The organism is Nocardia sp. CY41 (assembly GCF_009829325.1).
In the GTDB taxonomy this organism is placed as follows: domain Bacteria; phylum Actinomycetota; class Actinomycetes; order Mycobacteriales; family Mycobacteriaceae; genus Nocardia.
This window is the reverse complement of sequence record NZ_VUOS01000002.1, coordinates 146,036-172,144: the sequence shown is the minus strand read 5'-3', so window position 1 is coordinate 172,144 and position 26,109 is coordinate 146,036. Positions and strand designations below refer to the sequence as shown.

The 26,109-nt window shown below is 70.2% G+C and carries 24 protein-coding genes and 1 pseudogene; 14 read left to right on the top strand and 11 right to left on the bottom strand.

Translation table 11 applies throughout. The annotated features are described in order from the left end of the window. Positions 1–13: 13 nt before the first annotated feature. The 4 genes from GVY64_RS03250 to GVY64_RS03235 all read right to left on the bottom strand — a co-directional run bounded on the left by GVY64_RS03250 (position 14) and on the right by GVY64_RS03235 (position 4,279). Complete coding sequence (locus GVY64_RS03250; RefSeq protein WP_159838564.1) at positions 14–1,390, bottom strand: alpha/beta hydrolase family protein; 1,377 nt, start codon at positions 1,388–1,390, stop codon at positions 14–16. 36 nt (positions 1,391–1,426) lie between these two features. Next, positions 1,427–1,870 carry a hypothetical protein gene (locus GVY64_RS03245; protein WP_159838562.1) on the bottom strand — a complete coding sequence of 148 codons (444 nt, stop codon included), beginning with the start codon at positions 1,868–1,870 and terminating at the stop codon, positions 1,427–1,429. A gap of 323 nt (positions 1,871–2,193) precedes the next feature. Beyond that, entirely contained in the window at positions 2,194–3,228 is a 1,035-nt protein-coding gene (locus GVY64_RS03240; protein ID WP_159838561.1) for an ATP-dependent 6-phosphofructokinase, read from the bottom strand. A gap of 82 nt (positions 3,229–3,310) precedes the next feature. Continuing rightward, on the bottom strand, positions 3,311–4,279 hold the full coding sequence (locus GVY64_RS03235; protein ID WP_236566579.1) for a serine hydrolase: 969 nt from the start codon (positions 4,277–4,279) through the stop codon (positions 3,311–3,313). Between GVY64_RS03235 and GVY64_RS03230 the strand changes: the two genes are divergently transcribed. The 6 genes from GVY64_RS03230 to GVY64_RS03205 all read left to right on the top strand — a co-directional run bounded on the left by GVY64_RS03230 (position 4,278) and on the right by GVY64_RS03205 (position 8,556). After that, a complete protein-coding gene (locus GVY64_RS03230) occupies positions 4,278–4,427 on the top strand; it encodes a hypothetical protein (RefSeq protein WP_159838559.1) in 150 nt (49 codons plus the stop codon). The genes GVY64_RS03235 and GVY64_RS03230 overlap by 2 nt on opposite strands. Positions 4,428–4,773: 346 nt before the next feature. Beyond that, a complete protein-coding gene (locus tag GVY64_RS03225) occupies positions 4,774–5,097 on the top strand; it encodes an ArsR/SmtB family transcription factor (RefSeq protein WP_159838557.1) in 324 nt (107 codons plus the stop codon). Further along, entirely contained in the window at positions 5,094–6,050 is a 957-nt protein-coding gene (locus tag GVY64_RS03220; RefSeq protein ID WP_159838555.1) for an SRPBCC family protein, read from the top strand. The genes GVY64_RS03225 and GVY64_RS03220 overlap by 4 nt, the downstream gene beginning before the upstream one ends. Positions 6,051–6,299: 249 nt before the next feature. Next, entirely contained in the window at positions 6,300–7,478 is a 1,179-nt protein-coding gene (locus GVY64_RS03215) for a cytochrome P450 (protein ID WP_236566578.1), read from the top strand. Between the two features lie 134 nt (positions 7,479–7,612). Then, entirely contained in the window at positions 7,613–8,161 is a 549-nt protein-coding gene (locus GVY64_RS03210) for a cysteine dioxygenase (RefSeq protein WP_159838551.1), read from the top strand. Further along, entirely contained in the window at positions 8,158–8,556 is a 399-nt protein-coding gene (locus tag GVY64_RS03205; protein WP_159838549.1) for a rhodanese-like domain-containing protein, read from the top strand. Before GVY64_RS03210 ends, GVY64_RS03205 begins: the two co-directional genes overlap by 4 nt. A gap of 1,318 nt (positions 8,557–9,874) precedes the next feature. Here the strand turns inward: GVY64_RS03205 and GVY64_RS39035 are convergent. The 3 genes and pseudogenes from GVY64_RS39035 to GVY64_RS03190 all read right to left on the bottom strand — a co-directional run. Continuing rightward, positions 9,875–10,732: pseudogene (locus tag GVY64_RS39035) on the bottom strand (serine/threonine-protein kinase); the annotation flags it as partial. A gap of 71 nt (positions 10,733–10,803) precedes the next feature. Further along, entirely contained in the window at positions 10,804–11,457 is a 654-nt protein-coding gene (locus GVY64_RS03195) for a response regulator transcription factor (protein ID WP_159838862.1), read from the bottom strand. Positions 11,458–11,495: 38 nt separating this feature from the next. Then, positions 11,496–12,809, bottom strand: a complete 1,314-nt coding sequence (locus tag GVY64_RS03190; protein ID WP_159838547.1) for a sensor histidine kinase — start codon at positions 12,807–12,809, stop codon at positions 11,496–11,498. A 158-nt stretch (positions 12,810–12,967) separates the two neighbouring features. On the opposite strand from GVY64_RS03190, the gene GVY64_RS03185 reads away from it, so the two are divergent. The 3 genes from GVY64_RS03185 (at position 12,968) to GVY64_RS03175 (ending at position 16,713) form a co-directional block, all read left to right on the top strand. Further along, entirely contained in the window at positions 12,968–13,276 is a 309-nt protein-coding gene (locus GVY64_RS03185) for a hypothetical protein (protein WP_159838545.1), read from the top strand. A gap of 52 nt (positions 13,277–13,328) precedes the next feature. Continuing rightward, on the top strand, positions 13,329–14,036 hold the full coding sequence (locus tag GVY64_RS03180) for an ABC transporter ATP-binding protein (protein ID WP_159838860.1): 708 nt from the start codon (positions 13,329–13,331) through the stop codon (positions 14,034–14,036). 178 nt (positions 14,037–14,214) lie between these two features. Then, positions 14,215–16,713 carry an FtsX-like permease family protein gene (locus GVY64_RS03175; protein ID WP_236566576.1) on the top strand — a complete coding sequence of 833 codons (2,499 nt, stop codon included), beginning with the start codon at positions 14,215–14,217 and terminating at the stop codon, positions 16,711–16,713. A gap of 4 nt (positions 16,714–16,717) precedes the next feature. On the opposite strand, the gene GVY64_RS37130 is transcribed toward GVY64_RS03175, so the two are convergent. Next, positions 16,718–18,508, bottom strand: a complete 1,791-nt coding sequence (locus GVY64_RS37130; RefSeq protein WP_236566575.1) for a serine/threonine-protein kinase — start codon at positions 18,506–18,508, stop codon at positions 16,718–16,720. Between the two features lie 259 nt (positions 18,509–18,767). Here GVY64_RS37130 and GVY64_RS03160 point away from each other — a divergent pair, with 259 nt between their 5' ends. Then, positions 18,768–19,673 (top strand): hypothetical protein, encoded by a 906-nt coding sequence (locus GVY64_RS03160; protein ID WP_159838541.1) that lies wholly within the window; start codon positions 18,768–18,770, stop codon positions 19,671–19,673. A gap of 7 nt (positions 19,674–19,680) precedes the next feature. Here the strand turns inward: GVY64_RS03160 and GVY64_RS03155 are convergent, their stop codons facing one another. Together GVY64_RS03155 and GVY64_RS03150 are read right to left on the bottom strand one after the other, a co-directional pair. Continuing rightward, entirely contained in the window at positions 19,681–20,346 is a 666-nt protein-coding gene (locus GVY64_RS03155) for a response regulator (RefSeq protein WP_159838539.1), read from the bottom strand. Positions 20,347–20,391: 45 nt separating this feature from the next. After that, on the bottom strand, positions 20,392–21,615 hold the full coding sequence (locus GVY64_RS03150) for a sensor histidine kinase (RefSeq protein ID WP_159838537.1): 1,224 nt from the start codon (positions 21,613–21,615) through the stop codon (positions 20,392–20,394). Between the two features lie 167 nt (positions 21,616–21,782). Between GVY64_RS03150 and GVY64_RS03145 the strand changes: the two genes are divergently transcribed. Genes GVY64_RS03145 through GVY64_RS03135 form a run of 3 tightly spaced genes read left to right on the top strand, consistent with a single transcriptional unit; the run spans position 21,783 to position 24,461 of the window. Continuing rightward, positions 21,783–22,571, top strand: coding sequence for a hypothetical protein (locus GVY64_RS03145; protein ID WP_201297878.1), 789 nt, complete (start codon positions 21,783–21,785; stop codon positions 22,569–22,571). Then, positions 22,568–23,959, top strand: coding sequence for an alpha/beta-hydrolase family protein (locus GVY64_RS03140; protein WP_159838535.1), 1,392 nt, complete (start codon positions 22,568–22,570; stop codon positions 23,957–23,959). The genes GVY64_RS03145 and GVY64_RS03140 overlap by 4 nt, the downstream gene beginning before the upstream one ends. A 55-nt stretch (positions 23,960–24,014) precedes the next feature. Continuing rightward, complete coding sequence (locus tag GVY64_RS03135; protein ID WP_159838533.1) at positions 24,015–24,461, top strand: SRPBCC domain-containing protein; 447 nt, start codon at positions 24,015–24,017, stop codon at positions 24,459–24,461. 25 nt (positions 24,462–24,486) lie between these two features. Here GVY64_RS03135 and GVY64_RS03130 read toward each other — a convergent pair whose 3' ends face one another. Beyond that, positions 24,487–25,074: a TetR/AcrR family transcriptional regulator gene (locus tag GVY64_RS03130; protein ID WP_159838531.1), complete on the bottom strand. Its 588-nt coding sequence runs from the start codon at positions 25,072–25,074 to the stop codon at positions 24,487–24,489. A gap of 109 nt (positions 25,075–25,183) precedes the next feature. On the opposite strand from GVY64_RS03130, the gene GVY64_RS03125 reads away from it, so the two are divergent. After that, positions 25,184–26,107: an SDR family NAD(P)-dependent oxidoreductase gene (locus GVY64_RS03125; RefSeq protein WP_159838529.1), complete on the top strand. Its 924-nt coding sequence runs from the start codon at positions 25,184–25,186 to the stop codon at positions 26,105–26,107. Positions 26,108–26,109 lie beyond the last annotated feature (2 nt).

Sequence of the window (26,109 nt, the reverse complement as noted above, 5' to 3'; positions counted from 1 at the left end):
GCGCGGCGCGGCGCTACTTCACCGGGACCCGCTCCCGCAGCCACCCGGTGACGTAGTCGAGGACCTCGGGCGCGATGGTCGTCTCGATGGTGCTGTACTCGCTGGGACGGCCGGTCTCGGTGGGTTGCATCAGATGGTTGAGACCCGGGAAGACGTGGACGGTCGCGTCGGGGTCGGCGGCGAGCTGGTCGCGCATCGGCTGCTCGCTCTGCGCCGGAGGCACCTGGAGATCTTTGCCACCGAAGAACGCCAGCACCGGAACGCGCAGCGCCGAGAGAGCCGGCGCCGGATCGTAGGCGACCAGGGACGCCAGATACGGCGTGATCTGCGCGGCCGCCTGGTCGTCCGGCACGCGCTGGTCGGCGGGCATGGACTGGTTCTGCCGGACGGCCAGCTCTTTCGCGCCTGGCAGGTCGCCCGCCTTCAGCAGGGCGGCCAGTTCGGTGGTGTCGCGTACCTGCGCCTCGATCCGGTCGGGGGGTGCGCCGTTGGCGGCGGCGAGCAGGCGGGTCTGCTCGATGAGCACGTCCGAGCCGGGAACGCCGGGTCCGGCCATCAGGACGGCGAACGCGACGCCGCTGTCCGGGCGCGCGGCGACCAGTGGCGCGAGGTAGCCGCCCTCGCTGTGACCGAAGAGTCCGACCCGGGCCGGGTCGATGTCGGCGCGGGCGCGCAGGAACCGGACGCCCGCGGCGGCGTCCTCGGCCAGGTCCGTGTAGTTCGCGTCGTCCAGCTTGCCGCCGGTGTCGCCGACGCCACGATCATCGGTGCGCAGCACGGCGTAGCCCGCGCGGGTGAAAGTGTCGGCCAGCAGCAGGAACGGCTTGTGCCCCATGAGATCCTCGTCGCGGTCCTGGGGTCCGCTTCCGGTGATCATGAGGATGGCGGGGAACGGGCCCGCGCCCTGCGGCTCGGTCAGCGTGCCCGCGATGGTGACGTCGCCGTTGCGGTAGGTGACGTCCTCGGTCTGGTACGGGAACGGCGGCTCGGGTTCCTGCGGACGGGCGGGGCGTTCGACCTCGCCTCGGCTCAGCGTCAGCCGGAAGTTCTGGCCCGACTGGATGAAATCGCCCGTGATGCGGTCGCTTCCGGACTCGTATTCGCCGCGGAACACCGGGTCGCCCGGGATGTCGGGGATCGCGAACGACACGCCGTTGCGGTCGGAGCGGACATCCTTCAGTTGCGTGTCCGTCACCCCCTGCGCGGGGATGTCGATGGTGGCCGTGCCGTCGTCGCGGAACGTCACGCCCACCTGCACCGGTTGACCGGGGACCTCGATGGCGCCGTGCCAATCGCCGATGGTCGGATCGGGCGGATTCGACTCCGAACATCCGGCCACCAACGCCGTGATCACGAACAGAGCCAACGCGATCAGTCGCCCACTGCGCATGCGACTCACAGTACCGACCACGCGCACCGGCCCCCGCTATTCGCCGCGCGCGTACCGCACCGCAGCGGCGATTTCCGCCATGTCGAGTTGCAGGCCGGGATTCTGTTCCCGCACCTCTCGGAACTCCAGCAGGGCGTCTTCGACGGTGGTCTGCCGAGCGGTTCGGTTCAGCTCGCGACGCACATACTGCCCCAGCGGAAGCCCCGCGGAACGAGCGCGGCGGCCGAGGACGCCGAGCGCATCGATGGGCAGGCCGTAGCTCTGCACGAGCGCCACGGCGTCGTCATCGATATCCGGTGCCAGGTCGCGTCCTTCGGATTCCAGGAATTCGACGACCGTGTCGTCCGGTGTACGCCGCCGCGCCAGCGCGATCAGCTCACGCCCGATGTAGTCCGGCAACGGCAGCCCCGCCGCGCGCGCCCGCCGGTGCAATACATCGACGGTGGCTTTCGGCAGATCGTTCACGTGGATCTCGGCCATACCGGCCAGGGTAGCCGCCGCGCCGATACGGACGAACCGAAGCGGTTTCGGTCGCCGGTGCGCCTCCGTTCACGTGTCATCGATCCGGTCTGCGCCGAAAAGCGCGTCGACCTGTGCGCGTTCCTCGGCGGCGGTGCCGATACCTGCTCAGCGAGCGAGCCGTCGCTTCAGCTCGGCAGTCCTCATCGGCGGCTCCGCCGACAACGAGCGCGGTCCGGCCACCGGCCGACCCTCGCCGGTGACGGCTGACGGTCTCGACCACGACGCCATGAAGGCATCCGATGCGTCGCGCTCGTCCCGATTCGGGCGCTCCGGCACCGAACTCACCCGAAGAAGGCCTCCGCCTCGCGGTAGCGCTCCGTCGGCACACGCTTGAGCTGTTTGGTGGCCTCCGACAGCGGAACCAGGTCGATGGATGTGCCGTGCAGGGCGACCATCTGGCCGAACTTCCCCGCGTGCACCGCCTCGGCGGCGTGCAGGCCGAAGCGAGTGGCCAGCACCCGGTCGTAGGGGGTGGGGCTACCGCCGCGCTGCACGTGGCCGAGCACCGTGGTGCGGACCTCCTTGCCGATGCGCCGCTCGATCTCCACGCCGAGCTGCTGCGCGACGCCGGTGAACCGCTCGTGGCCGAACTCGTCGATACCGCCTTCGCGCAAGGTGAACCCGGAGTCCGGCGCCGGGTGCGAGCCCTCGGCGACGACGCAGATGAAGTGCTTGTCACCGCGCTGGAAGCGCCGCTTGATCATGGCGCACACCTCGTCCACCTCGAACGGGACCTCCGGCACCAGGGTCAGGTGCGCGCCCGCCGCCATGCCGGCGCTGATCGCGATCCAGCCCGCGTGGCGGCCCATCACCTCGATGAGCATGACGCGCTGGTGCGACTCGGCGGTGGTGTGCAGCCGGTCGATCGCCTCGGTGGCGATGCTCAGCGCCGTGTCGTGGCCGAAAGTGACGTCGGTGCAATCGATGTCGTTGTCGATGGTCTTCGGGACGCCGACCACCGGCACGCCCTCGTCGGACAGCCAGCTCGCGGCGGTGAGGGTGCCCTCGCCGCCGATCGGGATCAGCGCTTCGATGCCGTTGTCGTCCAGGGTCTGCTTGATCCGGCCCAGGCCTGCGCGCAGCACGTCCGGGTTGGTACGGGCGGTACCGAGGATGGTGCCGCCCTTGGTGAGGATGCGGTCGGTGCGGTCGTCGTTGCGGATCTGGATCTTCCGGTCCTCCAATAGGCCGCGCCAGCCGTCCTCGAAGCCGACGATCGCGTCTCCGTAACGGCCGTTCGCGGTGCGAACGACGGCGCGGATGACCGCGTTCAGTCCTGGGCAGTCTCCGCCTCCGGTCAGAACTCCGATGCGCATGGCCGCTATCTTGCCCTTCATGTCCGATCTCGGCAGCCCCGCCCCCGTGAACGGCGTGTAACACCCACCTGGACAAATGACCTCATGCGGCCGGGCAGCGTCCCCCGGACAGTTCGTCGAGATGCTGGGAGACGACCGTGGCGAGTTTGTCCAGGACACCCATGCCGTCGCTGAACGATCCCGACTCCGGCTGCACGGCGATCGCGATCGCGATCTGTCCCGAGGGGACGTTGATGACCCCGAACTGCCGCACCAGGTAGTTGCCCGAGACGTCGGGGCCCCAGCCGCCCTTGAATTCGGCGCCGCCGAACTCGCCGAGACCCCAGCGCTGGCTGGCGATGACCTGTTCCATCAACGAGGTCACGCGATCGGTCTGCGGCAGGCAGGGCAACCGCGAGGCGAACCGCACCTGATCGGCCAGCGACCACTCCGCCTGCCCGAAGGCCGAGTGCTCGGAACGGGTACGCGTGGCGGGCACGACGGTCCTGGTGTCCCCGCCTTCGCGCAGGACCGCCTGGACGGCCTGCGCTGCCTCCTGCGGCGTGCCCAGCGACTGCCAGAGCACGTCGGCGGCGGCGTTGTCGGACTGGGTGATCGCCGCCGACGCGGCGTAACTCGAGCTGCTCGGACTGCGCCGCAGCGCGGCGATCGTGAGCGGCACCTTCATCGTCGACCAGGCCGGACCGCTGGTCCATTCACCGAAGGTGATCGCCTGCTCGCCGCCGATCGGCATGATGGCCATGCCGAGCTTGCCCCGCACGCCCGCTGCGAGCTCGGCGTAGCTCGCGGCCAAGGTGCCCGGCACGATGAGGGACAGGCCCTTCTGGTCGGTGCGCGCCGCGGCCTCGGTGATGCTCGGTTCGCTCGATGCCGAGTCCTCGCTGCGGTCGGTCGCGCACCCGGCCACCAGCGATACGGCGAGCGCCGCACAGCCGAGGACGTTTCGAATTCTGCGGAATCGCCGACCGCCCGCCGCGGCGACTGGGGCGCGGCCTCGGGTCGGCTGACTCTTGTCTCCCCGCCAAGTGACGACGGCGCGGTCAACAAGCATGGACACCTCCACCTACCCGCCCGATGTCGCCGAGCGGCCGGGATCGGAACCGGCGCTGGTGGCCGGCCTCACCCGAGAACTGCTTCTCGTTATCCCGGAGAACGTACTAGATGTTTCGATTACGCCCCAGTTCACCGAAAACACCTGACCGCCACAGCCCGTGCCGGACAGCGCGCCGGACATCGGTAGCGCTCAATAGCATTGAAGTATCACCGCAGGACTGGTTGGGTTCTCCGCAGCCCGCCGCCACGGTCCGGCCGCCGGTGCACACGTCTGGCGGACTTCACGGCGCTTCCCCTCCGCTTCGACCGCGAGCATTCGGGACGCACGCCCTAAGTCGCTTCGACCGGAGGACGGAGACGCCCGGCGCCAGACGGGATCGCGGTTCAGGCGACCGCGGGGGCTAAACCGTCGCACCTGCGCCGCACCGTGGAGCCGGCACTGCGATCGTGGCCCTGGGTGCCTTTATATTCCATGTGAGCTATATTGCCGATATGGCATCTACGTTCGAGGCGCTGGCCGAGCCACGCCGCCGGGAGATCCTGGACCTGCTGCGCGAGCGGGAGCGGCTGGTCGGCGACCTGGTCACGCAGCTGCGGTTGGCCCAGCCGACGGTGTCCAAGCACCTGAAAGTCCTGCGCGGCGCGGGTCTGGTCGACGTGCGCCACGACGCGCAGCGGCGCTGGTACCGGTTGCGACCGGAACCCCTGGCCGAGATCGAGGCCTGGCTCGCGCCGTATCGGCGGATGTGGGACACGAGCCTCGACGCCCTGGAACGTCATCTCGACGCCATGCCCGACGAGAAAGGACAATCATGAGCGATCCCCGAGCACAACTGCGCACCATCGACGGCGCCCCAACCCTGCGGTTCGAACGCAGGCTGGCGCATCCCCCGGAGAAGGTGTGGCGCGCGATCAGCGACCCGGCAGAGATGGCCGCCTGGTTCCCGGCCGCGGTGACGACCGAACCGCGGCCCGGCGCGGCGATGCGCTTCACCTTCGCCGACGCACCCGAGACGACCGAAAGCACCTCTCGCGGCGAGGTACTCGAATTCGACCCGCCCAAGGTCTACATGTTCCGGTGGAACGAGGACATGCTGCGATTCGAACTCGTGCCCGACGGGGAGGGGACGCTGTTGGTCTTCACCCACGTCCTCGGCGGCGGTCCGCTCGGACGGCTCGGCGCCGCCAGGTCGGCGGTCGGGTGGGACCGCTGCCTGACGGCGCTCACGGACCTGCTCGGCGACAGCCACACCGAGCCGGACACGACGTGGCTCGCCGATATCGAGCGCTATATCGAGGAGTTCGGGCTCGATACGGGCGATTGCGAGCAGGTCGGCGGTGGCTACGTGGTGCGATTCGCGCGTGACCTGGTGTGGCAGCCGGTGGATTCGGTGTGGTCTTCGCTCGTCGAGGACGAGACTCCGTCCGTGGGCGCCCGGCCACCCGTCCGGTCGACCAACCAGCATGTCGAGGCGGGTGAGCTCGTCGACGTCGAGCCGCCTCGAACGTTGGCGTACGAGTGGCGGCACGACGGCGCCGTCGCGGGCACCGTGCGCTGGACCTTCGAAGCAGATCCCGACCTGGGCGTCCGGGTGGAACTCACCCAGACCCTGCCGGAGGAACTGGCTCGGCTACGGCCGGAGCTGCTGGCCGCCTGGCACGTCCAGCTGGAACTCTTCTTCGCCGCTACACGAGGCGATATCCGCTGCCCCTGGCCCGCCGATCGCGTGCGCGCGCTGGCCGAACGGTACGGGGCGGCACTCGGGTGAATCGCTCTGTGCCACTGCGGCTCAAACGCACCCGCCACCGGGTTCCGACTGCTTACGATCCCGTAGCACATCGCGAAACATGCACCTGACCGGCGCGTAGCCGACCCATTTGCCCGCACGCGTCGGCGAAGAGCCTTCCTTCTGGAGTCATGCCCTTTGTCCACGCCACAGTCCCCACAAACCACTTCTGACAGCCCGAAAGGCTGCCCCGTCCACCATGGTTCACCGCTCGACGCCGACGGACCCCGGGTGGCGTTGTACACGGAAGAATTCGCCGCCGACCCGCATCGCGCCTACAGGGAGATGCGCCGCCGGTACGGTTCGCTCGTACCGGTCGACCTGGCGCCGAATGTGCCCGCAACCTTGGTGATCGGCTATTACGCGGCCTTGCGCATCCTCAACGACCCCGTGCATTTCCCCGCGGACCCGCGGACCTGGCAGCAGGGCATCCCCGCCGACTGCCCGATCCTGCCGATGATGGAGTGGCGGCCGAACGCCCTGCGCAGCACCGGTTTCGAGCACGAGCGCTATCGCAAGGTGAACGTCGCGAGCATCGGCGAGGTCGACCTGCACGCGTTGCACACGACGACCGAGCAGGTGGCGGGCCCGCTGATCAACGCCTTCTGCCAGGACGGCGCGGCGGATCTGATCAGCCAGTACGCGTTCCCGCTCACGTTCGCGGTGCTCAACGAGATGCTCGGCTGCCCACCGGAGATCGGGCAGCAGGTGGCGATGGGCATGGCCGCCATCTTCGAGGGCGTCAACGCCGACAAGGGCAACGCGATGCTCGCCGACGCGTTGTTCGACCTGGTGCAGCGGAAGCGACGGAATCCGGGTGACGACATCACGTCGCGACTGCTGCGGCACCCCGCCGCCCTCGACGACCAAGAGATGATCCACCAGCTGGTCACCCTGTACGGGGCGGGAATCGAACCACAGCAGAACCTGATCGCCAACACCTTGCGCTTGATGCTCACCGACCGCCGGTACGCGGGCGGGATCTTCGGCGGCAGCCTGTCCACCCGCGACGCGCTCGACGAGGTGCTGTTCGACGACCCGCCCGGAGCCAACTACTGCTTCAGCTACCCCAAGCAACCCATCCTGATCGACGACGTGTGGTTGCCCGCGCACCAGCCGGTCGTCATCAGCATGGCCGGGTGCAATCACGACCCGGCGATCAACACCGGCGAGCACACCGACAACCGCGCGCACCTCGCGTGGGGAGCCGGACCGCACGCCTGCCCCGCCAGATCGATGGCTTACCTGATCGCGCAGGACGCCATCGACCAGTTGCTCGACGCGCTACCCGAGATACAGCTCGCGGTTCCGGTGGAAGAGCTGATGTGGCGACCGGGTCCGTTCCACCGCGCCCTGGTGTCGTTGCCCGTCGTCTTCCCGGAGACGCCACCGTTGCCCGCGTTCGGGTGAGGCGAGTCCGCCTGGACGGCGAACGATCGAATTTTGTTCGCGCTGATCGGGATCAGTGGCAATCGGCTTCCGATGGAGGAGGATCCACGCGGCGCAGCCGCGAGCGCTCATCCGACCGACCGTCAGGAGCACAGGTGACCACTTCCCTTCCGGTGAATTTCAAGCACGCGAGCGATATCCATCCCGACATCGATGTGCCGCTGGTTCGAGACGCCATCCACCCGGAGCGGGCGCTGTGGTCGGCTTCGCAACTACATCGGCTGACCAGCCTGGTGGCCGCCGAGTTGGCGACGCCGCTGCTGGACATCGTGCGCTTCGACGCCGAGCAGCGCTGGTGGAAGCGCCTGGCTCTGACCATGGGCGTCGAGCTGTGGCTGCTGTCCTGGGCGCCGGGGCAGGGCACCGAACCGCACGACCACGGCGGCGCGTCCGGCGCGTTCACGATGACCGTGGGCGAACTCAGCGAGGAATACCTGCACCCCGGCGGGACGGTGCGGAAGGCGGAACGACGGGCAGGCGACACGGTCGGATTCGGCCCGGATCGCGCGCACCAGCTGCGCAACGACAAGCCGTGGCCCGCCGCGTCCGTGCACGCCTACTCTCCCCCGCTGCGGCCGGTCCGGGAATACCGTACGCTGGCGGACTTCGCAGGGACATCGGCGAGCGGAGTGAGTGCACGATGAGTACAGGCGCCGAGGACATGGTCGCGCAGGCCAGGGCGCAGCTGGAGCGGGTGGCGCCGGAACAGGCGGCCGCGGTGCAGTCCGAGGGAGGACTGATCGTGGACATCCGGCCGCACGCGAACCGGAGCGCCGAGGGCGAGATACCGGGTGCGGTCGTGGTCGAACGGATCGTCCTGGAGTGGCGACTGGATCCGAACGGCGAACACCGGCTGCCGGGCATCACGCCCGACACGCCGGTGGTGATCGTCTGCAACGAGGGCTACGCCTCCAGTCTCGCGGCCGCCGACGGGCTGCGGCTCGGGCTGCGCCGGGTGACCGATCTCGTCGGCGGGTTCCGGGCGTGGAAGGCGGCGGGCTTGCCGGTGGCGCCGGGCGGGAGCCCGGCCGTGCCCTGACCGGCGCCCCGGCGACGAAGCCGCGCCGCCGAACTCGTCAGTAGACGTACACGACCGCGTTCTCGCCGCCGATGCAGGTGACGAGCGGCCCGTCGGGCCGGCAATTCATGGTGTAGCTGCGGCCGGTGACCGGACTCGTCGCGACGACCGTGCGCGGTGCGTCGCGGGTGGCGTTCTGCGCCGAACCGAGTGCGGCATAGGCCTGGCGCACCTCTTCGGCGAACGCGCAGCTCGTCACGGCGGTGCCGGTCGCCGACTGGGTGAACGTCCCGGAGGAGGCCTGGCCTTGGCCGCACGGCTTCGCGCCCGGGGGCAAGGTGACGGGAGTCTGCTTCGCCGAGGTGGACGTGGTCGGCGAAGCAGCGGTGCGGCTCGGCGCTTGGCTGCTGGGCCGTGCGGTCGCGGCGGGCGCCTCGCCGTGGTCGGCGGAGGAGGATGTCGTCTCGACGCCGCCGGAGCCGAACGATTGCCACGCGATCGCGCCACCGACGGTCAGCGCGACGATCGCGAAAACGGCCACCATGATGGGCAGTGCGATCGAGCGACCCGGACGCGACGCGTCGTAATCGCCCTCGTCGTAATCGCCGTAATCGTCGTAGCCGTACTCCTGCTCCTCGCGGCCCAGTGGATGACCGGTGCGCGCGGGGTAGTCGCCGTGCGGCGGATAGTCCGTGCGTGCGGCGTGATCGCCCGGTCCGGCCGGCGTCAGGAACTGAGTGGGAGCCGAGTCCGGCGCGGGAAGGTAGTCGGAGGTGGCTTGCGGTGGAACCGATTCGGATAGCCGTCGATCCGGAGAGTGCGGGACCTCCGTGTAGTTCTCGACTCCCGGATGCGGCTCGGCATAGCCCGGCGCTTCCGACCAAGCCTGCGGCATGTCGGAATACGCCTGGACCGGGGTGGGTTCCGCGTACTTCTGCGTGGCAGCGGGATCCGCCTGCCCGAAGGCAGCTGGTTGTCCCGCGTACCCCTGTGCGGAATCGAAGGGGTCGGGTGCGGCGTAACCCTGCGCGTACGCCTGCGTCGGCGGGGCCGGGTACTCCGGCGCCTGCGAGTATCCCGCGGTCTCCAGGTACGCCTGGGTCTCCGGGTACAAGTGCGCGTCCGGGAAGGGGCGCATCGGAGGTAACTCCACCTCCGGCGGGTGCGGCGCACGCGGCCCCGCGTCCGCCGACGGGAGCGGCGTGAACTGGAACTCCGTCGGCCGGACCACGGTCGGCGCGCTCGGATGGATCACCGCGGGCAACTCCCCCGTCGACTCCGGCGCGACCGCCGCACCAGCGGGCTCACCGGAACGCGGGGACCGGTCGGGCGCGCGCACCACGAGCGTCGGCCCGGTGGCCGGCGCCGCGGCGAGGGCGGCACGAGCGGCCCTGGCCAGCGCGGTCGCGGTCGGGAAGCGGTCGGCCGGATCCTTGGCCATACCGCGGTTCACCACCTCGTCCAACGCGGCCGGGATGCCGGCGGCCTGCGTGCTCGGCCGCGGCGGCGGATCGGACATGTGCGATTTGATCAGCACGTTCATGCTGGCCGAGGGAAACGGCGTGGCTCCGGTCAGGCATTCGTGCAGCACGCAGGCCAGCGAATAGACATCGGCACGGCCGGTCACCGGCCCGACGTCGAACCGCTCCGGAGCCATGTAGATATAGGAACCGACGGCCATGCCGACCAAGGTCACCGCGCTGTCGCCCTCGGTGTGCGCGATGCCGAAATCGACGAGATACGCGAAATCCGCGTCGGTGACGAGGATGTTCGCCGGCTTCACGTCGCGGTGCACCAGATTGCTCGCGTGCGCGGCGTCCAACGCCGAGGCGATCTGCTCGATGATGCCGACGGCGCGGGCGGGACTCAGCGGTCCCTGACCGCGCAACAACGTGCGCAGGTCGGCGCCCCGCACCAGTCGCATGTCGATGAACAGCACCCCGTCGATCACGCCCCAGTCGTGGATCGGGATGACGTGCGGTTCGGCCAGCCGCGCCGCGGCCTGCGATTCGCGCCGGAAACGCAGCTGGTACATCGGGTCTTTGGCGAGTTCTTCGGAGAGCAGCTTGACCGCGACCACCCGGTCCTTGACCGTGTCGTAAGCCTCGTAGACCTCCCCCATTCCACCCTTGCCCAGCAACGATCGCAGTTCGTACGGCCCGAACCGCGTGCCGGTTCTCGGCCCAGGTTCCTGCACCCGTCATCCCTCCGCATCCCAGGCAGGGATCGCACACCGAGATCACGCGGTCCGCGACCGGAGCCTGCCCGTCACAGAGTGGATTCTCCGGGTGTCACCACCCCGTGGTCAAACGCGAACACGATGGCCGCGGCCCGATCCCGCAGCTCGAGCTTTCCGAAGATATGTCCCACATGACTTTTCACGGTCACCTCCGAGATGCCGAGTTCGCGAGCGATCTCCGCGTTCACCCGGCCGCGACCGATCAGTACGAGCACCTCGTACTCGCGCGCGGTCAATTCGGACAGGCGTGCGTCGGTGGGGGTGCGCACCGGACGCACCGTGCGATAGGCCGACAACACGCGGCCGGTCACCGCCGGGTCGAGCCAGGCTCCGCCGCCCGCGACGGTCCGTACCGCGCGGATGAGATCCTCGGCGGGCGAGTCCTTGAGGATGAATCCGGCCGCGCCCGCGCGCAGCGCCCCGGACAGCAACTGGTCGTCGTCGAAGGTGGTGAGCACGAGGACCGGTGGAGCGCCGTCGCGCACCCGCAGCGTCCTGGTCGCATCGATGCCGCCGACCCGTTTCATCCGCAGGTCCATCAGCACCACGTCGGGGCGCACCTGCGCGACGGCGGCGGGGACTTCGTCGCCGTCGGCGCACTCGGTGACCACGAATCCGTCTCGGCGGCGCAGGATGCGCCGCAGACCGCCGCGCACGAGTTCCTGGTCGTCCACCACCAACACGGACACGGCGTCTTCACCGCTCGCGGCCGAGGTCACGCTCACTCAGGAACCCCCCGTCCGGTGGTGGCGCCCGGCAGTACCGAGCACGAGAATCCGCCCCGCCCCGGTGCGAGCGGAATGCCCGCCCGCACCGACCAGCCGTGGCCGGACGGACCCGCGGTCATCCGTCCGCCGAGCAATTCGGCGCGCTGGCGCATGCCGGACAACCCCATGCCCACGCCACGCTGGGTCGGCAGCCCGGAAGGCACGGTGTTGTCCACCGTCAGCGTGACCACCGTCGCGTCCACTGCGAGCCGGACCCTGGCCGACGCGCCGTGCGCGTGCTTGACGACGTTCGCCAGCGACTCCTGGCCGATCCGGTAGAGCGCGAGCCCGACCGCAGGTGACACCGCGCCGAGATCGCCCTCGCGGTCGTAGCGCACATCCAGACCGGCTCGCACGAAATCGCCGACCAAGTCCTCGATGTCCTCCACGCCCGGTTCCGGGACCTGCTTCCAAGGTCGCGCGTCCAGTAGGCCGACTGTGCGGCGGATATCGGCCATCGCCTGCCTGCCCAGCCGCTCGGCGTCGGTCAGCGCTTCCACGGCCTCGTCCACGTCGCGGTCGGTCTCCAGCGCATGCCGGGCAGCGGTGAGATGCAACAGCGTGACACTCAGCGAATGCGCGATCACGTCGTGCACTTCCCTGGCGATCCGGTGGCGCTCCTCGTCGGCGGCCTGCGCCGCGCGAATGTCCTGGTATCCGCGTTCTTGGTAGAGGAAGCGGCGCTGATATTGCAGCATCAGCCCGGCCATCCAGCCGAACGCGATGCCGACCAGGTAGGTGGGCAGCCCCTCGGGCACATGGCCGATCGCGTCGAAGGCGACCAGCTGCAGCATCATCGCGACCGTCACCGGGATGCTCACCCGTTTCGGCGCGATCGCCGCGATCTCCCCCGCGGCGGCCACCAGCACGAACGGCGCGAAATCGGCGGCGACCGGCTGGGCGAGGAACAGCGCCTCGGCCGCCATGGCGAGCACGCCGAGCAGCAGCGGGCGCGGCAGTACGCCGAGCAGGGCGTGCAGCGGCCCGAAGGCGCAGGTCAGCAGGACCGCGATCACCGGAAGCAGGGTCGGGAAGTAGCTGTGCCGCTGCACCGCGGCCGCGACCGCCACGGCGAAGACCGCGACATCGACGCTGATGATGACCGACGGCGGATAGTCGTAGGGCAGCTCCTCGACGCTGCGCCGGAAGGCCGCGACCGGATCGCGCGCGAACTCGGCGCACCGTTCACGGACGCGCCGCATCGAGGCCCGCACGCGGCCGTCGCGCGGCGTACCGGGAGGTGCTTCGGACACGCCGGTCGAACCCATTCTGTAAGGCTAGCCGCCGTATCCGGGCCGGTACATCGTCCCGCGAGCGGGCCGCCGCTCCTACCGTGGGCGGAGACGCATTCGGGTCCCTGGCACGACGACAACAAGACGGTCGCGTCCGTAGCGTTGGCGGTAGTTCACAGAGGAAGGCGAGGGCCATGTCCTGGACCGATCAGCACGCTCGAACCGACATCGTGCACGCCGTGCTCACCCGCGCGGCGCTCGACCCGGCCGATCCCGACCTGTTCGACGGGTTTCCCGAGCTGGATCGGCTGTTCGGCGGCGCGGACGGACTCCTGCTCACGCTGCGCTACCGGTGGGACCTGCATTTCGCGGCGAAACTCGACCAGGGGCTGACCGCGATGGAGGCCTATCTCGAGCTGGCGGCCGAGCAGCCGGTGCTGCGCGCGGTGCTCGACGCACAGTATCGTCGCCGCAAACTCGCGTCGGAGGCCATGGCGCGGTAACGCGCGACGAGGAACGAAGAGATTGATCGACCGTACGGAGCGGGGGACGACCATGCCGGAACCGGCGATGCTCGAACTATCGGGCGTGACGAAGGAGTATCGGGTCGGCGGACAGGCGGTCCGCGCGCTCGATGACGTCGGATTACGCATCGAGACGGGGGAATTCACCTCGATCATCGGGCCGTCCGGGTCCGGCAAGAGCACCCTGCTGCATCTGCTCGGCGCGCTCGACAGTCCCGACGCGGGCTCGATCCGGTTCCGGGGCGAGGAGATCGGCGCGCTGGACGAGGAACAGCAGTCGGAGTTCCGGCGGCACCAGGTCGGTTTCGTGTTCCAGTTCTTCAACCTGCTGCCCACGCTGTCGGCATGGGAGAACGTGGCGATACCGAAATTGCTGGACGGCACCGGTTTGCGCAAGGCCAGACCGCGCGCCCTGGAGTTGCTCGACCGGGTGGGCCTGGCCGAGCGGGCCGAACACCGTCCGGCCGAATTGTCCGGCGGGCAGATGCAGCGGGTGGCGGTGGCGCGGGCGCTGATCATGAACCCGCCGCTGATCCTGGCCGACGAGCCCACCGGCAACCTCGACTCCAAGACCGGCGCGGCGATCCTCGAGCTACTCGGTGAGATCGCCGGATCGGGCAGTTCGGTGGTGATGGTGACCCACGACATGGGCGCGGTGACCTACTGCGACCGCGTGATCACGCTGCGCGACGGGCGGATCGGATCCAACGACAAAGTCGAGCGGACGGTCAACGCGTGAGCGGTCAGGCCTGGAGGCGGCAGCGGAGCGTGACCAGGCAAGGCCCCGCTCACGCGAGAGAAGAACACAGCGTGAGCGGTCAGGCCTGGAGGCGGCAGCGGAGCGTGACCACGCAAGGCCCCGCTCACGCGAGAGAGGGCACAGCGTGAGCGGTCAGGCCTGGAGGCGGCAGCGGAGCGTGGGGCGGATCGGCGCCGCGTGGGATCGCCTGCGGCTGTTCAATATCGGCGAGTTGCTCGCCCATCGCGGGCGCACCGCGATGTCGCTGGTCGTGATGGGCGTCTCGGCGTCGCTGCTGGTCGCGGTGCTGAGCATCTCCGGCTCGGTCACCGGCTCGGTGGACAAGCTGACCCGCGGCCTCGGCGGCAAGGCGCAGCTGGAGGTCAGCGGGATCACCGATGCCGGTTTCGACCAGCAATTGCTGCGGCGGATCGCGGCCACACCCGGGGTCGCAGTGGCCGTCCCGATGCTGCGCGTGCAGGTGGGCACCGGCGCCGACCGCGCGCTGCTGATCGGAGCCGATTCGAACATCGGCGCGCTGGGCAGCGAATTGACCACGCCGATGAGCGCTTTCACCGGGAAGTTGCTCTCGGTGCCCAACGGGGTACTGGTCGGCACGGGGCTCGGCCGCGCCGAGGGGGAACAGTTCCAGTTGGTCGGCACGACGGTGACGGTCGCCGGCGTGCTCGACGAGGAGACATCCCGCAAGCTCAACGGCGGCCACCTCATCGCCGCTCCGCTCGGGCTCGCGCAGAAGGTCACCGATCGCGCGGGACGACTGGACTCGGTGCAGATCGTTCCCGCGGAGGGCGCCGATCTCGCGCAGGTGCGTGCCGCGCTGACCGAAGCGGTGGACGGGCGCGCGGTGGTGGCCGAGCCGAGTCTGCGCACCGCGCAGGCGGGCGGGGCGATCCAGATGGTCCGCTACTCCACCACCATGGCGTCGGCGGCGGCGCTGATCGTGTCGGCGTTCCTCATCTACAACGCGATGAGCATGGCGATCGCCCAGCGCAGGCCGATGCTCTCGCTGTTGCGCGCGATCGGCGGCAAACGCGGCCCGATGGTGCGCGACCTGCTGGCCGAAGCGGCGTTGCTCGGCGTGCTCGGCGGCGCGGTCGGCGCGGCGCTGGGCGTGTTCATGGGTAGTGTCGCGATCGGCACGCTGCCCACCGCGATCGTGCAGTCGGTGGAGGCGCGCACCGAATACGCGGTGCCCTGGTACGTGATTCCGTTCGCGGTCGTGGCGTGCGTGTTCACCAGCGTGCTCGCGGCGGCGCTCGCCGCGCGCCAGGTGTACAAGGTCCAGCCCATCGAGGCACTCGCTCCGGTCGGGGTCGCCCGGACCGACACTGCGAGCCGCGCGCTGCGCTGGTCGGCCGTGGCGGCGGGCGCCGGGCTGGCCGTGACCGCGGTGTACATCGCGAGCAGCGATCTCGGCCGCTACTCGCTCACCGCCATTTCGATGTCGTTCATCGCCGCGATCCTGCTCTGTTTCGCCGCCACCGGCCCGATCGTGCGGGTCGCGGCAGGGGTCGCGCGCTGGTTCCGCGCTCCCGGCGCGCTGGGCGCGACCACCCTGGAACGTTCGCCGCGGCGAGTGTGGGCGACGGCGATGACGGTGATGATCGGCGTCGGGGCCACCGTGGGCATGAGCGGCGCGTCGAGCAACATGATCGACTCGGCCACGGTCACGTTCACCGACTTGGCCCGCAACGACGTCTACGTCAGCCCCGCGTCGATGGCGCAGTTCCCCACCGGGCCGCTGCTGCCCGCGGATCTGGCCGGCAAGCTCGCGGCGGTCCCGGGCGTCACGCATCTGAGCCCGGCGCAGATGGCCTTCGCCACGCTCGGCGGCAGTCGCGTGATGCTGCAAGGGTTTCCGCCGGATGCCAGACAGACGCGGATGCGCATGCTCACCGACGAGTCGGTCGCCCGGTTGTCGGCCGGGGAGGGCGTGGCGATCTCCCGTGACGTGGCGCGCTCATTGGGCGTCGGCGCGGGCGCGGACCTGACCCTGCCCACGCCGACCGGCCCCCGCACGGTGCGGGTGCTGCAGGTGATTCCGTACTTCTCCGCCATCGCCGGCGTGGTGATGATGGACCTGGATCTGATGCGCAGCTGGTACGAGCGGCCCGGCGAGACGGTCATCGCCGTCGACATCGCCCCGGGCGCCGATCACGCGGCGGTGTTCGCGGCCATCCGGCAGGTGGTGCCGCCGGAGCTGAACGTGGACACCGGCGCGGACACGGTGACGGCCGCGTCGTCGAGCATTCAGCAGGGCATGGCGATGAGCAACGCCATTCTGTGGATCGTGGTGCTGGTCGCCACGGTGGCGTTGCTCAACACGTTGATGCTGTCGGTGCTGGAGCGCCGCAGGGAACTCGGCGTGCTGCGCGCCATGGGCACCGGGCGCAAATTCTTGATGCGGTCGGTGCTGGCCGAAGCCGCCGGGATCGGGGTCGTCGGCGCGTTGCTGGGCCTGACGCTCGGCGCGGCGGTGCAGTTCCTGGGCACCGTCGCCATCGGGCACGCCCTGACCATCGACGTCGACTACCGGCCGAGCCCGATGCTGCTGGTCTACGCAACCGTCGCGCTGGCGCTGGCGCTGCTCGGGTCGATCCCGCCGGCGTTGCGCGCGGCCCGGCTGCCGATCGTGGAGGCGCTGGCGGTCGACTGAGCCTTCACAGCGGCAGCTCGGCGAACCAGGTCTTGAATTTCGCCGAGGTGATGCCGAATCCGGAGCTCGGATTGCTGTCGGTGAGCGTCACCGTGGCGAACAGCAGGTAGCTCGACCGGGCCGGGTCGTCGGCGAAGTCCACCACGAGGTAGCCGTCGGGCAACCCGCCGCCCTTCTCCTGCCAGCGGTAGGTCGAATACGTCTTGCCACTGTTGCGTTCGGTGGCCGGCGTGTTCGAGGGGAGGTCCCGCACCGCGGCCTGGGCGTCCTGCGGCGAGGTGAAGCCGATGAGGACGTAGTCGGGCTCGGCGATCGGCGTGCCCCAGCAATTCCAGGCCTTCGACCAGTTCGGGAAGTCGGGGACGCCGTTGGAGCTGGACACCTTGCCGCCCGGCTTGGCGGTGCCGAGGAAGCAGGTCTTACCGCGATACCCCGGGCCGGAGCCGATGTCGTATTTCGTGTCGACGTCTTGCGGTAGCAGCTCGGGGAAGGCTTTGGCGAGCTTGTCCGCATCCGACGGCCCCGCGGGCGTCTCAGGGCTGGTGTCCGAGGGCGACGCGGAATCCGAGAAACCGATCTTCGCGACGATGATGCCTGCTCCGACCAGCAGTGCCACGACCACCAGCACGATCGTCACGATGACGCCGGTGTTGGAGCGGGCGTGCGCCGGATAGCCGGGCGGCTGGTGGGAGGGATACCCGATCGGCGGCGGAGTGGGAGCGGAGAGCGGCGGCGCCGCGGGGTAGCTCGGCTGGGGCGTCACCGCCGCATAACCGTTGGACGCCGGAAACTGCTGCGCACCGGTCGGATTCGGGCTGTACTGCGGCGCGGAGTAGCCGGGAGTGGACGCCGTGGGCACGTAGGTCGGCGGACTCGCCTCCGGCCCCGGATACGCCGGTTGCGCGAGGACGGTCGGCGCGGGCTGCGGCTGGTATTGCGCGGCCACCACCGTCGGAGCGGGCTCGGTGAGCGCTCGCCGTGCGGCAGTGGCGAATTCGACGCAGGAGGCGAATCGGTCTTCGGGCCGCTTGGCCATGGCCTTCGCGATCACCGCGTCCATTGCGGGCGACAGGCCCGCGCGCCGGGCGGCGACGGAGGGCGGCGGCAACTGGAGATGGCCGCGGATGATGTCGGCGGGGGCGGGGGCGTCGAACGGGGCGACGCCGGTCAGCAGCCAGTACAGCGCGCAGGCCAGCGAGTACTGATCGGAGCGGTGGTCCAGGTGCGCGCCGGTCATCTGTTCGGGCGAGGCGTAGGCGAGCGTCGCGGTGAACATGCCGGTCTGGGTGAGGTGAGTGGAGTCCTCGCGCAGCCGCGCGATGCCGAAATCGGTGAGGAACACCCGTTCGCCGTGGCCGCCCCCCGCACGCGCCAGCATGATGTTCGCGGGCTTGACGTCCCGGTGCAGCACGCCCATGCCGTGCGCGTAATCCAATGCGGACGCGACGCCCTCGACGATTTGCACCGCCCGTTCCGGCGGCAGGGTCTGCGGGTTCACCGTCGCCGCGTCGACGCCGTCGACGTACTGCATGGAGATCCACAGCTGCTCGTCCTCGGTGCCGCGGTCGTACACCGCGACGATGTTGGGATGGTCCAGCTGCGCCGCCAAATCGGCCTCCCGCTCGAATCGGGCCCGGACCTCCGCGTCGGTGAACAAATCCCGGTTGAGCAATTTGAGCGCCGTCTGCCGGGGCAATCTGGGGTGGCGGGCGAGATACACCGATCCCATGCCGCCCTGGCCGAGCAGCTTCTCTATGGTGAACCCAGCGAACACCGCACCGCTGTCGAGCAACACGCCCCCTTCAGGTGACCGCGGCGGCCGGACGTGACATCCGGGCGCCATACCGATCCTGGAGCCTACCGGGTGACGCCGTGGCCACGGGGTTTCGAATTCTCCGGGAAGATCGGCAAAACTATGTTCGAGACATCGTTCCGTCGACGCCGCCGCGCGCCGCGGCGATGTCTCTCGTCCGGTCACCGACCGGACGAGCCCGATGAGCTATTTTGCACCGCCGAGAAGTAGTGACCGCGTCACCGGTGGTGGGGAGGACTCGGTGGTGAGGTCGACGGGATCCGCTGCGCCGTATCGGTCGGCGCTACGCGCCGGTGCGATGGTGGTGCTGCTCACGCTGACCTCGTGCACGCTGTTTCCCGGCGACAAGCCCGCCGCCGACACCCCGGCCGTGGTCGTCGACACCGCGGGAGCCTGGCGGCCCAACCTCGCGGTGTCCATGCCGGACTCGCTGGCCGCCGACTTCACCCAGTTGCAGCCGCAGCTGGCCGGCCAGGTCGGCATGGCGATAATGCCCGTGGGCGGCGGCCGGATGACCGTCTTCGGCGACTGGGTCAGCGGCATCGCCTGGTCCACCATCAAGGTGCCGCTGGCGATCGCGGCGCTGCGGCACGACTCCCAGGAAGAGATCCTGCACGAGGTGGAGGCGGCCATCACGTGGTCGGACAACGACGCCGCCGAGGCGCTGTGGCAGTCGCTCGGTGACGGGCTGGAGGCGGCCAAGGCGGTCCAGGACGTGATCGACGAGGCGGGCGATGCCACGACCGGTGTGGCGGGTCCGCGCACCACCTTGGACTACACCTCCTTCGGCGGGACCGAATGGACGCTGGCCAATCAGGCGCGCTTCGCCTCCCGGTTGCCGTGCCTGCCCGAGTCGTTCCACGTCACCGAGCTGATGACGGAGATCACGCCCGAGCAGGCCTGGGGTCTGGGCGTGCTGGAGGGCACGGCGTTCAAGGGCGGCTGGGGACCCGACGACGTGACCGGCGTCTACACCGTCCGCCAGTTCGGCCTGGTTCCGGTGCGGTCCGGCATGATCGCCGTGGCCATGGCGGCGACGGCCGATTCCGGCAGCTTCGAGGACTCCACCACCATCCTCAGCCGGATGGCGCGGATGCTGGGCCGTCATCTCGGCGAACTGCGCGGCGGCTCCTGCCCGCCGCTGTGAATCCGGCTCAGCCCGGGGTGACCAGGCCGCTCTCGTAGGCCAGCACCACCGCTTGCGCCCGATCGCGCAGGTTGAGCTTGGAGAAGACCTTGGAGACATGGGTCTTCACGGTCTGTTCGGCTACGTACAGGGTTTCGGCGATCTCGGCGTTCGACATGCCTTTCGCGATCAGTTCGAGCACTTCCCGCTCGCGGGGAGTCAGCGCGTTCAGCTGCGGCGTCGGCTTGGCGCGGGCCGCGCTGCGGCGACGGGTGACGTCGGCGATGAGTCTGCGGGTGACCGTCGGCGCGAGCAGCGCTTGGCCGTCGGCGACCACGCGCACCGCGCGCACCAGTTCCTCGGCGGGCGCGTCCTTGAGCAGGAACCCGCTGGCGCCCAGGCTGAGCGCCTCGTAGACGTAGTCGTCGATGTCGAAGGTGGTGAGCATCAGCACGCGCACCGGCGGGTCGAACCCGGCCGCCAGGATGGCGCGGGCCGCGTCCAGCCCGTTCATCTCCGGCATGCGCACATCCATCAGCACGACATCCGGGCGCAGCCGCTTCGCCTCGGCCACCGCGGCTTTCCCGTCCGCCGCGTCGCCCACCACGCTGATATCCGGCTGCGCCGCGAGCAGCGCCCCGAACCCCTGCCGGACCATCGCCTGGTCGTCGGCGATCAACACCGTAATTGCCACCCGCTCACCCTAATTGCCCCCTCCGACTGCGCGGCGGTCCGATGCTCAGCGACCCGGCTCGGCGGGCCCGGCACCGACGACGGCAGCAGCGGCTTCGGGCGCGATGAGCGGGAAGCGCGCGTGGACTCGGAAACCGCCGTCCGCCCGCGGCCCCGCCGTCACTTCGCCGCCGACGGCCAACGCTCGCGCCTGCATGCCCGCGATGCCGTGGCCGCCGTTGCCGACCGGCCGGGCGGGCGTCGCGCCCGGACCGTTGCCGACGTCGAGCAGCAGCTCCGCGCCACACGCGATGCGCACCTCGACCTGGGCGCCGGGGGCGTGCCGGGAAGCGTTGGACAGCGATTCCTGGGCGACGCGATAGAGCGCGAGGCCGGTCGTCTCCGGGATCGTGTCCAAGGCTCCGTCGACGGTCCACTCGATGCCGACACCCGCGCGTCGCGCACCCTCGAACAGGGCGATCACATCCGCGGCCTTCGGCTGGGGCGCGTGCTCGGGCAGCTGGCCGTCGCTGCGCAGCACGCCGAGCATGCCGCGGATCTCGTTCAGCGCTTCGCGCGCCGTGGCGCCGATGGACTCGAACTCGGCGCGAGCGCCCGGGGTGACGCCGTCCACCCGATACGGCGCGGTCTGCGCCTGCACCACCACCAGGGACATGTGGTGGGCCACGACATCGTGCAGGTCGCGGGCGATGCGCGCCTTCTCCTCCAGGATCGCGCGGCGGGCCCGCTCGAGTTCGTTCTCCTCCTCCTGGCGCACCAGCTGCCGCCGCGACAGCACCAGCCAGCGGATCAGCAGGCCGAACAGCACCAGCGCGGCCAGCGCGATCGGCCACCCCCACGCGGCGTTGGCGAACGCCTCCCCTTCGCCGGGCATGGTGGTCGCCAACAGCAGCGCCGTCGCCGCCCAGGCCACCGCCACGATCTGCCCCGGGGCGCGCACCGCCACCGCGAACAGTGACACCAGCAGGCACAGCAGGTGGACGACCTGGAACGGCAGCTCGTTGTTCGGTTGATGCGGGATCGCCAGCGCGATCACCAGCGCGGAGCCCGCCGAGATGGCCCAGCCCAACGCCGGGTTGACCCGCACCAGCAGCACCGGGAAAGCGGCCAGCGCCGCGATGAACGGCTGCGCCGCGGCGGGCACCGCGTGGGTCAGGTGCAGGGTCGGCCAGGCGACCGTGTACCAGATCAGAGCGACCAGCACCGTGCCGAGGTCGAACCAGGTCCGCGCGTCCAGCCGTCGCGTCCAGGCGCGAATTTCTCGGTTCATGCCTACGACCCTAGGAAGTCGCGGTTCACCGCGGCTCATACCCACGGGTGATTTCCCGCCCGATACCCCGGTGCGAGACGGGCACGGCGGCTCACCCGGCGGCGCGGCACGGGAAACGTCCCCGGGCGTGAGGCGGCCGCCGGAAGCGACTCCCTAACGTCGTCGCCATGAGCACACCGACCAGCGCCGGGCGCGAGACCCGGTACGCCTCGGCCGCAGGAGCCAGAAACCATCCCGCAGCAACCACTTCCGCCACCGCGCCGACGCGGCGCTATGCGGCGCTCACCGCGGCCGCGCTGACCACCATGGCGGCGACGGCGTTCCTGGCCCCCGCCCAGCAGGCCGCCGCGGCGGCCGCGCCGGTCGAGAGCGCGCAGGCGAGCGCCGCGATCGCCGAACTGGCCGCGGGCGCGCCCGACGCGCTCACCGCGATCCCGGCGGACTTCGTCGCGTCGTTCGGCTACCGGCCGAGCACGGTGGACGGGGTGCTGGTCAATCCGCGCGGCGACTGCTCGTCCCCGGTGACGCTGCCCGTCGAGTTCGACACCGCGTGCAAGGCCCACGACCTCGGCTACGACCTGCTGCGCTACGCCGACCAGCGCGGCGAACCGCTGGGCCCGTGGGCGCGGCAGGCCATCGACGCGACGCTGGACCGGCAGATGCACCAAGCCTGCGCCGCCCGCGTGGACTCCTTCTCCCGCGCGCGCTGCGACGCGATGGCCTCGATCGCGAACACCGCCGTCGACTTGAACTCGCGGCGGCAGGACTACGGCGCGCCCGTGGTGGAGCCCTTGCTGGACACGGCGGACACCGGTCCCGCGCCGAGCGGTGTGCTGCTCGGCGTGCTCGGCGCCGGAATCGCCGGGCTGATCGCGGCCCTCGTCGTACGCAACCGCCGCCGTGACTCCGGCCCGGTGGCCGGCCTGTCGTACCACGACGCGGCGGTACGACCATGACCTCGCTCGTCACGAAGTTCTCGGTTCGGCGCTTGCCGGTCGCCGCGGCGATACGCCGGGTCGCGCCGCCGCGGATCGGCACGACGCTCGGCATCGGCACCGGTGTGCTGGCCTCTCTTGCGCCCGGCCTGCTCCCTCGCACGCCGAGCGCGCAAGCCGTGCTGACCGGGCTCCTCGCGGCGCTCACCCTCGGTATGGCCGGGGTGCTGCGAGTCATCCTGCGGCGCTGCAATTTCGACGTCAACCAGCGGCAGGGGTGGCTGCGGCTGCCGTTGCTCATCGCGACGTCGGTCCTGGTGGTGGGTGCGGCGGCGAACGCGGGACACTGGCAGAACCGGCTGCGCGCCGCGATGGGCACGCCGCACATCGACACCGGCTACTGGCTGCGGTGCGCGCTCGCCACGGCGTTGATCATCGGAGTGTTCGTCGGCGCTACCCGCTCGATCACCTGGGCGTTGCGGAAGCTGGGCTGGGCGCGGGGTGTCTCGCTGGCCGCGGTCGTGGCGGTTCTGCTGTATCTCGTGGGCGTGCCCGCGATGGTCGGATGGCGGGAGTCGGTGTACGCGAGCGCGAACGCGGAGGTGGATCCCGCGGTGGTGCAGCCGGTCTCGCACCACGGGTCGGGCAGCGCCGAGTCTGCGGTGAGCTGGGCCTCGCTCGGCTCCGAGGGACGCAAGTTCGTCGGCGGCGCACCGGGGCGGGCGGTGCGGGTCTACGTCGGGGTGGCCTCGGCGCCCGACCTGGACAGCCGCGTCGCCCTGGCGATCCGCGAGCTGGAACGGTCGGGCGGCTTCGCGCGCTCGCACCTGGTCGTCACGGTGCCCACCGGATCGGGCTGGATCGACGGGAACGCCGTGGCGGGTTTCGATCGGCGGTTCGACGGTGACGTGGCGCTGGTCGGGTTGCAGTACTCCTATCTCCCGAGCTGGGCGACGTTCGTCTTCGGCCGGGACGCGGCGGTGACGGCCGCGCGCAGTCTGTTCACCGCCGTCGAGCGCCACATCGCGGGGCTGGCACACAAGCCGAAGCTGTACCTCTACGGGCAGAGTCTGGGCGCCTTGGGCGGCAACGCCGTCTTCGCCGACGACGCCGAGCAGGACAGCCGGACCTGCGCGGTCCTCTGGGCGGGACCTCCGGCCGACCACGTGCATCGCGGCGGTGCGACGGTGCTGGCCAACAGTTCCGATCCGGTGGTCCACTGGTCGCTGTCCCAGCTGTGGCGCGCGCCCGACCTGGCAGGCGCCCGCGTCGACGCTCCGGTTCCGCGGTGGCTTCCGGTGATCAGCTTCGCGCAGACCACCGCCGACCTGCTCGCCGCGTTGCACGCCCCGCCCGGCCACGGCCACCGTTACGGCACCGATCAGGGCACGGCCATGGGGTCCTGCTGAGGCGTTCGGCGCGGCGCCCACACCCCTTGGTCATAGAACATGTTCTAATTCCTGCATGGCCTTCGTCATCGACCTCGCCGCCGACATCGACGCCCCCGCCGAGCTGGTGTGGCAGGTGATCACCGACTTCCCGCGCTACGGCGAGTGGAATCCCTTCGTCACGGAGTGCCGCAGTTCGCTGGTGCCCGGCGAGCCGATCGACATGCTCGTCCGAGTCTCCGGATCGAGCCCTCGCAAGCAGCGGGAATGGATTCGCTCGCACACTCCGGGCCGGGAGCTCAGCTACTCGATGAAACCGGTCCCCCTGGGCGCGCTGCACAGTCTGCGGTCGCACACCGTGACGCCGCTCTCGGACGACCGCACCCGCTACGAGTCACACTTCGAGCTCGGCGGATGGCTACATCCCGTGGTCGTCGCACTGCTCGGCAAGAATTTGCGGCGCGGCTTCGAAGGCATGACCGATGGCATCAAGGAACAGGCCGAGAAGCTGCGAGCTTCGTGAGCCGAACCGGTAGGCGTCGGTCGGCTCATGCCCGCAGATAGGCCAGCGCGGCATCGAGCGCGGCGTCGGCGTACGCCTCCGTGAGCCCGCCGAGCCCCAGTGACCACCGCATCTGCATCGGCCCGAGAAGCAGATCGGTCGCCAATTCCAGGTCCAGTCCGGTGCGCAGTTCCCCGGCGGCGACAGCCGCGGCCAGCCGATCCGCGACGGCGGCGCGCTGGGGCAGCAGCAGACGCTCGCGATACGCGGCGGCCAGTTCCGCGTCTTGCTGGATCTCGATGTACATCGCCCGCAGGAAGGACTCGAAGCCGGGATCGGTGAGCGCACCCACCGAACCGCGCAGCAGTAGACGCAGGTCGGCCGCGACGTCGCCGGTGTCGGGCAGTGCGGGGCCCGCCGGACCGGAATCGGATTCGAGCATGGCGTCGAAGACGACCGCGCCCTTCGACGGCCACCAGCGGTAGATCGTCTGCTTGCCCACACCCGCACGGGCCGCGATGGCCTCGACGCTCAATTTCGCGTAGGACACCTCGCGGATCAGCTCGGCTGTCGCGGCGAGTATCGCCGCACGGGCACGCTCGCTGCGGCGCGCGGCGGTCGGAGTATCGGCCATGGCCGCACCTTAGCATCAAACGAGACGAAACGTCTCGTCTTGACAGGCCGGTCGCCGCTTGGCATGGTTTCGAACGAGACGAAGCGTCTCGCGACGAAAGGATCTCTTCTTGACCAGAACGTGGTTCATCACCGGTGCCGGTCGCGGACTCGGCCGGGCGTTCACGACCGCCGCGCTCGCGCAGGGCGACCGTGTCGTCGCGACCGCCCGCGACCCGGAGTCCCTGACCGACCTCACCGACGACCGCCTCACCGTGCTTCCCTTGGACGTACGCGACCGCGAGAACGTGATCGCCACCGTGGACAAGGCGTTCGCCGCGGTGGGAGCCATCGACGTGATCGTGAACAACGCCGGCTACGGCCTGGTCGGCGCCGTCGAAGAACTGACCGAAGCGCAGATCCGCGACCAGATGGACACCAATTTCTATGGGGCGCTGTGGGTTTCGCAAGCGGCCACGCCGCATCTGCGCGCCCAGGGCTCCGGGCACATCGTGCAGATCTCCACGGTCGGCGCCGTGGGGAGCCTTCCGCTGTTCAGCATCTACAACGCGAGCAAATGGGCCCTGGAAGGATTCAGCGCCTCGCTCGCCGACGAGCTGCGCCCCTTCGGCATCCGGGTCACGCTCGCGCAACTGGGCGGCTTCGATACCGACTGGGCCAAGTCGAGCATGCGGTTCGCCACCGGCATCCCCGCCTACGCCGAGTTGCGCGGCGGCATCCTCGGCATGCCGGACTATCCGGCTGCGGACCGGGACGCCGCGAACGCTTCCGCCGACTCGACCGACGCCCAGTCGCCGAGTGAAGCCGCCGAGCCCGCAACCGAATCCGCGCCGGACGCTACGTCCGGCACCGACACCGAATGGATCGAGGCGTCACCGGAAGTCGGCGCCGCGGGTCTGATCGCACTGGTGAACATGCCGAACCCGCCGCTGCGCAAGATCATCGGGCCCGGCGCACACCAGATGGTCGCGCTCGCCTTGGACCAGCGCCGCCGCGACTACGCCGACGACCCGGAATTCACCTGGCCCGCGTGACC

Bases quoted from the DNA above. Each gene is read 5' to 3' on its own strand.
- GVY64_RS03150 (WP_159838537.1), bottom strand. From the start codon at position 21,615: ATGAACCGAGAAATTCGCGCCTGGACGCGACGGCTGGACGCGCGGACC.
- GVY64_RS03240 (WP_159838561.1), bottom strand. From the start codon at position 3,228: ATGCGCATCGGAGTTCTGACCGGAGGCGGAGACTGCCCAGGACTGAAC.
- GVY64_RS03230 (WP_159838559.1), top strand. From the start codon at position 4,278: ATGGACACCTCCACCTACCCGCCCGATGTCGCCGAGCGGCCGGGATCG.
- GVY64_RS03145 (WP_201297878.1), top strand. From the start codon at position 21,783: ATGAGCACACCGACCAGCGCCGGGCGCGAGACCCGGTACGCCTCGGCC.
- GVY64_RS03185 (WP_159838545.1), top strand. From the start codon at position 12,968: ATGTCCTGGACCGATCAGCACGCTCGAACCGACATCGTGCACGCCGTG.
- GVY64_RS03135 (WP_159838533.1), top strand. From the start codon at position 24,015: ATGGCCTTCGTCATCGACCTCGCCGCCGACATCGACGCCCCCGCCGAG.
- GVY64_RS03140 (WP_159838535.1), top strand. From the start codon at position 22,568: ATGACCTCGCTCGTCACGAAGTTCTCGGTTCGGCGCTTGCCGGTCGCC.
- GVY64_RS03245 (WP_159838562.1), bottom strand. From the start codon at position 1,870: ATGGCCGAGATCCACGTGAACGATCTGCCGAAAGCCACCGTCGATGTA.
- GVY64_RS03250 (WP_159838564.1), bottom strand. From the start codon at position 1,390: ATGCGCAGTGGGCGACTGATCGCGTTGGCTCTGTTCGTGATCACGGCG.
- GVY64_RS03205 (WP_159838549.1), top strand. From the start codon at position 8,158: ATGAGTACAGGCGCCGAGGACATGGTCGCGCAGGCCAGGGCGCAGCTG.
- GVY64_RS03235 (WP_236566579.1), bottom strand. From the start codon at position 4,279: ATGCTTGTTGACCGCGCCGTCGTCACTTGGCGGGGAGACAAGAGTCAG.
- GVY64_RS03180 (WP_159838860.1), top strand. From the start codon at position 13,329: ATGCCGGAACCGGCGATGCTCGAACTATCGGGCGTGACGAAGGAGTAT.
- GVY64_RS03130 (WP_159838531.1), bottom strand. From the start codon at position 25,074: ATGGCCGATACTCCGACCGCCGCGCGCCGCAGCGAGCGTGCCCGTGCG.
- GVY64_RS03225 (WP_159838557.1), top strand. From the start codon at position 4,774: ATGGCATCTACGTTCGAGGCGCTGGCCGAGCCACGCCGCCGGGAGATC.
- GVY64_RS03190 (WP_159838547.1), bottom strand. From the start codon at position 12,809: ATGGGTTCGACCGGCGTGTCCGAAGCACCTCCCGGTACGCCGCGCGAC.
- GVY64_RS03220 (WP_159838555.1), top strand. From the start codon at position 5,094: ATGAGCGATCCCCGAGCACAACTGCGCACCATCGACGGCGCCCCAACC.